Annotated in this window: 4 protein-coding genes; 3 read left to right on the top strand and 1 reads right to left on the bottom strand. The window is 68.4% G+C overall.

Features of this window, described 5'->3' with window-relative positions; all coding sequences use genetic code 11:
* Positions 1-28: 28 nt before the first annotated feature.
* Genes ABDW59_RS24440 through ABDW59_RS24430 form a run of 3 tightly spaced genes read left to right on the top strand, consistent with a single transcriptional unit; the run spans position 29 to position 5,967 of the window.
* Entirely contained in the window at positions 29-1,210 is a 1,182-nt protein-coding gene (locus ABDW59_RS24440) for an efflux RND transporter periplasmic adaptor subunit (protein WP_343634067.1), read from the top strand.
* A gap of 18 nt (positions 1,211-1,228) precedes the next feature.
* Positions 1,229-4,531: a multidrug efflux RND transporter permease subunit gene (locus ABDW59_RS24435; RefSeq protein ID WP_343634066.1), complete on the top strand. Its 3,303-nt coding sequence runs from the start codon at positions 1,229-1,231 to the stop codon at positions 4,529-4,531.
* Positions 4,528-5,967 (top strand): TolC family protein, encoded by a 1,440-nt coding sequence (locus tag ABDW59_RS24430; RefSeq protein WP_343634064.1) that lies wholly within the window; start codon positions 4,528-4,530, stop codon positions 5,965-5,967. Before ABDW59_RS24435 ends, ABDW59_RS24430 begins: the two co-directional genes overlap by 4 nt.
* A 253-nt stretch (positions 5,968-6,220) precedes the next feature.
* Here ABDW59_RS24430 and ABDW59_RS24425 read toward each other — a convergent pair.
* A partial coding sequence (locus ABDW59_RS24425) for an alpha/beta hydrolase domain-containing protein (protein ID WP_343634062.1) occupies positions 6,221-7,031 on the bottom strand: 811 nt, incomplete at its 5' end.

The raw sequence follows: 7,031 nt of genomic DNA, 5'->3' as shown, positions 1-7,031 counted from the left end.
GACGCCGCGCGGGTATTGGGAGTGATGCATGGCCGGAACGTTCTTCGAGCGCAAGCCCGTCGCCAGCGCCTTTATGGCGCTGATGCTGGCGGCATGTGGACAACAACAGGATCAACAACAGCAGCACGGCGGTCCTCCGCCCGTGACCGTCGCCGCCGCGATTTCGCGCGACGTCCAGGAATTCGATGAATTCACCGGGCGCCTGGAGGCCCCCGATACCGTGGAAGTCCGCGCTCGCGTCGCCGGCACCCTCGACAAGGTCCACTTCCGCGAAGGGCAGCTCGTGAAGAAGGGCGATCCGCTCTTCACCATCGACCCGCGCCCCTTCGCCGCCGAAGTCGCCCGCGCCGACGCCCAGCTCGCCGCCGCCAGGACCGCCTATGACTTGAGCAAGGCCGACCTCGGCCGCGCCGAGAAGCTCGTCGCGATCCAAGGCGTCAGCCAGCAGGAAATCGACCAGCTCAAGGCCGCCGTCCGCAACGGCGAAGCCAACGTCAAGGCCGCCGAGGCCGCCCGCGTCCAGGCCAAGCTGAACCTGGAGTTCACCGAGGTCCGCGCCCCGGTCTCCGGCCGCAGCTCCCGCGCCAACGTGACGCCCGGCAACCTGGTCACCGTCGGCGACCCGGTCCTGACCACCGTCGTCTCCAGCGACAAGGTCTACGCCTACTTCGACGCCAGCGAGGCCACCTACCTCAAGTACGTCCAAGCCGCCCGCGCCGGCGGCGCCAAGCGCGAGCAGGCCATGAAGGTCTTCCTGGGCCTGGCCAACGAGCAGGGCTACCCGCACGAGGGCCGCATGGACTTCGTCGACAACCGCCTCAACCCGGCCACCGCCACCATCCGCGGCCGCGCCGTCTTCGACAACAAGGACGGCAGCTTCACGCCCGGCCTGTTCGCGCGCGTCAAGCTGGAAGGGGCCGGCGCCTATCCCGCCACGCTCATCCCGGACCGCGCCATCGGCACCGACCAGACCCGCAAGGTCGTCATGGTCGTGGGCCCCAACAACGTCGTGATGCCGCGCCCGGTCGTGCCCGGCGCCCTGTTCGACGGCTTCCGCGCCGTGCAGGGCGTCAAGCCCGGTGAGCTCGTCATCATCGACGGCCTCCAGCATGCCCAGCCCGGCGCCCCGGTGACGCCGCAGCAGGTCAAGCTCGACGACAAGGGCCAGCCGATCGCGCCCCCGCCGGCCGCCCCCGCGGCATCGAAGTAATCCCGCGCGAGGTCGCTCATGGATATCTCCCGCTTCTTCATCGAGAGGCCGCGGTTCGCCGCCGTGCTCTCGATCTTCATCTTCCTGGTCGGCCTGCTGGCGATCTTCCGGCTGCCGATCTCCGAGTACCCGGAAGTCGCGCCGCCGCAGGTCGTCGTGCGCGCCCAGTTCCCCGGCGCCAACCCGCGCGTCATCTCCGAGACCGTCGCCACGCCGCTCGAAGAGCAGATCAACGGCCTCGAGAACGTCCTGTACTTCGACAGCCAGGGCACGGCCGACGGCGGCATGACGCTGACCGTCACCTTCAAGATCGGCACCAATCCGGAAGCCGCGGAGACGGCGGTCCAGAACCGCATCAACCGCGCGCTGCCGCGTCTGCCGGAAATCGTCCGCCAGATCGGCGTGACGACCGAGAAGTCCAGCCCCAACCTGACCATGGTCGTGCACATGGTCAGCCCGGACAACAGCCGTGACGCCCTCTATCTGCGCAACTACGCGCAGCTGCAGGTGCGCGACGAGCTGCTGCGCGTGCAGGGCATGGGTTCGGTGCAGGTGTTCGGCTCGGGTGAATACGCGATGCGCGTCTGGGTGGATCCGGCCAAGCTCGCCGCGCGCGGCCTGACCGCCAACGACGTGGTCAACGCGATCCGTGAGCAGAACACGCAGGTCGCGGCCGGCGTGGTCGGCGCGCCGCCGGCGCCCAAGGGCACCGAGTTCCAGCTGCAGATCAACACGCAGGGCCGCCTGGTCACCGAAGATCAGTTCGGCGACATCATCATCCGCACTGACACCGCCACCGGCGGCCTGGTCAAGGTGCGCGACGTGGGCCGCGTCGAGATGGGCCCCGGCACCTACGCGCTGCGCTCGCTGCTGAACAACAAGGAAGCCGTGGGCATCGGCATCTTCCAGGCGCCGCAGTCCAACGCGCTGAAGATCTCCGAGGACGTGCGCGCCGTGATGGAGCGCCTCAAGCCCAGCTTCCCGGAGGGTGTCAGCTACGCGATCGTCTATGACCCGACGCGCTTCGTCGCGACCTCCATCGAGAAGGTCATCCACACGCTGATCGAGGCCGTGCTGCTGGTCGTGCTGGTGGTGATCATCTTCCTGCAGACCTGGCGCGCGTCCATCATCCCGCTGCTCGCGGTGCCCGTGTCCATCGTGGGTACGTTCGCGGTGCTGCTGCTGCTGGGCTACTCGATCAACACGCTGACGCTGTTCGGTCTGGTGCTGGCCATCGGCATCGTGGTCGACGACGCGATCGTGGTGGTGGAAAACGTCGAGCGGAATCTGGAGGACGGCCTCACGCCGCATGACGCCACGGTCAAGGCGATGCGCGAGGTCTCCGGACCCATCGTCGCGATCGCGCTGGTGCTGTGCGCGGTGTTCATCCCGCTGACCTTCGTCCCGGGCCTGTCGGGCCAGTTCTATCGCCAGTTCGCGGTCACGATCGCGATCTCGACGGTGATCTCCGCGTTCAATTCGCTGACCCTGTCGCCCGCCATGGCGGCCTTGCTGCTGCGTCCGCACGACGCGCCCAAGGACCCGATCATGAAGGTCATGGACAAGCTGTTCGGCCGGTTCTTCCACTGGTTCAACTGCTTCTTCCAGCGTCGCAGCGAGGCCTACAGCCGCGGCGTGACCGGCATCCTCAAGCGCAAGTCGGGCGCGCTGATCGTGTACGCGGTGCTGCTGGGCCTGACCGCCCTGCTGTTCACCCGCATCCCGTCGGGCTTCGTGCCGGCGCCGGACAAGCAGTACCTGATCGGCATCGCGCAGCTGCCGGCCGGTGCCACGCTGGACCGCACCGATGAAGTGATCCGCCGCATGAGCGACATCGCGCTCAAGGTGCCGGGCATCCGTGACTCGATCGCCTTCCCGGGCCTGTCGATCGCGGGCTTCTCGGCCGCGCCCAACGAAGGCATCGTGTTCTTCGGCCTGGACGACTTCGAGAAACGCACCTCCGCCGACCTCTCCAAGGACGCGATCCTGGGCAAGGTCAACGGCGCGATCCAACAGATCCAGGGCGCGCGCATGTTCGTCGTGCCGCCGCCCGCCGTGGACGGCCTGGGCAACGCCGGCGGCTTCAAGGTGCAGGTGCAGGACCGCGGCGGTCTGGGCGAGCAGGCGCTGTTCGGCGCCGTCTGGGGCACGCTGGGACCGATCTACGGCGATCCCAAGAGCGGCATCGGCACGCCCTACTCGACCTACGACATCAACGTCCCGCAGCTCTTCGCCGACGTCGACCGGACCAAGGCCAAGCAGATGGGCGTGAAGCTGCAGGACATCTACGACACGTTGCAGATCAACCTGGGCTCGCTGTACGTCAACGACTTCAGCCGCTTCGGCAAGACCTATCAGGTGATCGTGCAGGCGGATGCGCCCTACCGCGCCAACGCCAGCGCCATCACCGACCTCAAGACGCGCAACGAGCGCAACGAGATGGTCCCGCTGGGCGCGCTGATGAAGGTGGATCCGACCTTCGGTCCGACGCGGGTGACGCGCTACAACGGCTTCCCCAGCGCCGACATCAACGGCGCGGCCAAGCCCGGCTTCTCCAGCGGCCAGGCCGAGGCCGAGATGGAGCAGCGCCTGAAGAACCTGCCGCGAGGCATGACCTACGAGTGGACCGAGCTGACCTACCAGGACCGCCTGACGCGGGACATCAAGGTGGGCGGCTTCTCGATCCCGACGCTGGGCGCGGTGCTGGCGATCTCGGTGCTGCTGGTGGTGCTGGTGCTGGCCGCGCAGTATGAAAGCTGGACGCTGCCGCTGGCCATCATCCTGATCGTGCCGATGTGCATCTTGTCGGCGCTGTTCGGGGTCTGGCTGTCGCACTTCCCACCGTTCGCACAGGCCGGGGACTTGAACATCTTCACGCAGGTGGCGCTGGTGGTGCTGGTCGGTCTGGCGTGCAAGAACGCGATCCTGATCGTGGAATTCGCCAAGGAGCTCGAGGAGCGCGGCGAGTCCATGCTGGACGCGGTCATCCACGCCTGCCGCATGCGTCTGCGTCCCATCCTGATGACCTCGATCGCGTTCTGCGCGGGCGTCATTCCGCTGATCCTGGGCTCCGGCGCCGGCAGCGAGATGCGTCGCGCGATGGGTATCGCGGTGTTCTCGGGCATGGTGGGCGTGACGCTGTTCGGCATCTTCCTGACGCCGGTCTTCTATTCGCTGCTGCGCAAGGGCACGGAGAAGCAACGCGCCCACGCAGCCGAGCTGCGTCATCAGATCGATGCCGCCGCCCATCCGTTCCATCCGGGCGTCGATGACGCCAATCCGCCCAAGGGCGGCACGCCTTCGCCGAAGGGGGGCGCATGATGTTCTACCGAGTCTCTTTGATGGCCGCCGCGGCGGCCGCGACGGTGGCGCTGACGGGGTGCTCGACGGCCCCCGCGCCGAAGAAATCCGAAGTGCCGCTGGCGTCGGGCTTCGCCAACGCGCCGCAAGGCGATGCGGCGACGCTGGCGCAAGCGCCGGTGGGCCGCTTCTGGCAAGGCTTCAATGACGCCGAGCTGAACGCGCTGGTCGACCGCGCGCTGCAGGCCAACACCGATCTGCGGATCGCCTCGGCCAATCTGCGCGAGGCGCGGGCGCTGTCGCGCTTCGCCGATGCGCAGCTGTTGCCGAGCGTGAACCTGACCGGCGGCGCGGGCCGCGTGCGGGCGCCCGACTATCAAGGGAATCCGCAGTCCAACAACGCGTTCTCGGTCGGCTTCGACGTGCAGTGGGAGGCCGATCTCTTCGGTCGCCTGTCCGACGATCGCCGTGCCGCCGCCGCCGATCTGCTGGCCGGTGAAGCGGGCTTGCGCTCGGCCCAGGTCAGCGTGGCCGCGGAAGTGGCGCGCAACTACTTCGAGCTGCGCGGGCTGCAGGAGCAGCTGCGCGTGGCCAAGCAGTCGCTGGAGACGCAGCAAGGTGCGCTGAAGTTGGTGGCGGGTCGTCAGGAAGCGGGGCGCGGGACGGGCTTTGATACCGAGCGCGCTCGCGCGCTGGTGCAGAGCACGGCGGCCACGATTCCGGCGTTGGAGATGGCGTTGGCGCGCACGCGCTATCGCCTCGCGGTGCTGACGGGTCAGCCACCGACGGCGCTGGATGTGGAGCTGTCGGATGTGAAGCCGCTGCCGGGCTTGAAGTCTGTCGCGCTGGATCGCATCGGCACCCCGGAGGATCTGCTGCGTCGTCGTCCCGACGTGCGCGCGGCCGAGGCGCAAGTCGCCGCGGCGGCGGCACGGGTGGGCGTGGCGAAGTCGTCGATGTTCCCGCGTGTCACGCTGGGCGGGACGATCGGGCAGAACGCGACGCGCATCGGCGATCTGGGCGACGGGCCGGCGTATGCCTACAACCTGGGCGCGCAGCTGGTGTGGAACCTGCTGGACTTCGGGCGCATCCGGGCGCAGATCGCGGCGGCGGATGCGCGCAATGAGGCGGCGTTCGCGAGCTATGAGCGGACGGTGCTGGGCGCGCTGGAGGAGACCGAGGGCGCGCTGGTGACCTACAACCGCAGCCAGGAGCAGGCGCAGGCGTTGTTTGATGCGGCGGTGTCGGCGGAGCGGGCGGCCAATATCGCCAGGGAACGGTTCAAGGTCGGGATCAGCGACTTCCTGGCGGTGCTGGACGCCGAGAGGGAGTTGCTCGCGGCGAGGAATCAGCTGGCGCAGTCGCAGACGGCGGCGGCGACGTCGTTGGTCGGCGTTTATAAGGCGCTGGCTGGGGGGTGGGACGCTGAGGCGCCGGCGCAGAGCGCGGCGCGGTGAGCCGGAAGACCCTCTCCCCCGCCCTCTCCCGCAAGCGGGAGAGGGAGTAGGACGGGGCGGGGATGTGGTCGGTGAGCCCCGAAGACCCTCTCCCCTGCCCTCTCCCGCAAGCGGGAGAGGGAGTAAGAGGAGGAGCGGGCTTCAACTTGTTCTGCAGCTGGCATCGCAGCTGACACTGCATCGCTACTGCTTGAGCGCTGGCAGCTCCCTCGCCCGCTTGCGGGAGAGGGTGGGGGAGAGGGTCTTCGGGCTCTCACCTCATCACATCGCTGCCGGCTGCTTCCTTCAACAGCCGCTCATGATCGACCTTGAGCAGATACCCCTGCCCCAGCGCGACATCCGCAGCCCGTCGCACCGCCTTCAGATACCCCGCCCGATCCCCATACCGCTCTTCGAGCGACAACCGCGGATCCCCGCTCGCCTCCCTCTCCGCCCGCGTCCTCGCGAACGGCACATACCCGCCCGCGTAGTTGCACACCTGCCCAGCGTGAATCCCGTCCGCGGTGATGTTCCACCCCAGATAGGTCCCCAGCGGCGCCATCGTCAGCACCGTCGGCACGCCGCCGACCTCATTGCCATCGGCATCCACGCGCGGCACCTTCGCCGGCAACACGCGCCGGATCTTCGGCGGCACCAGCTCCACCACCCCCGCCGCCTCGACCCGATCGAACCCCGCCCCCCAGTCGTAATCGAGCACCGGGAACACGAAGTTCTCCGGCCTGAAGATGCTCTCCGCGATCCCCGGAATGCCACGCGGAAAGCCCATCGCCTCACGCGTCGGATCGACCAACTCCGCTCGCGCCAAGGTCGGATACCGACTCGCCGGCGGCGTGGTCCCCCCCAACACCCAATCCCGCATCGCCTCGCTCAGCAGATTCCGGATCTCCCGATGCGGCACCGGATTCGCCGCCAGCGTCGCGCTCCCGAAGTTGTTGCCCGGACAGCTGAACCCCTTCCCCTGCCCCTCATGCCTGAACCCGCCCGCGCCGCCGCCATGCGGGCTGCCGGCGACGTAATAGCGCCGCACGTTCTCCCCCAGCGGCAGATCCTCATCCGCCGACGAC

This window comes from Roseateles sp. (genome assembly GCF_039595295.1).
GTDB lineage: Bacteria > Pseudomonadota > Gammaproteobacteria > Burkholderiales > Burkholderiaceae_C > Roseateles.
The sequence above is the reverse complement of the archived record's forward strand: the minus strand, read 5'-3'. Positions and strand labels throughout refer to the sequence as shown.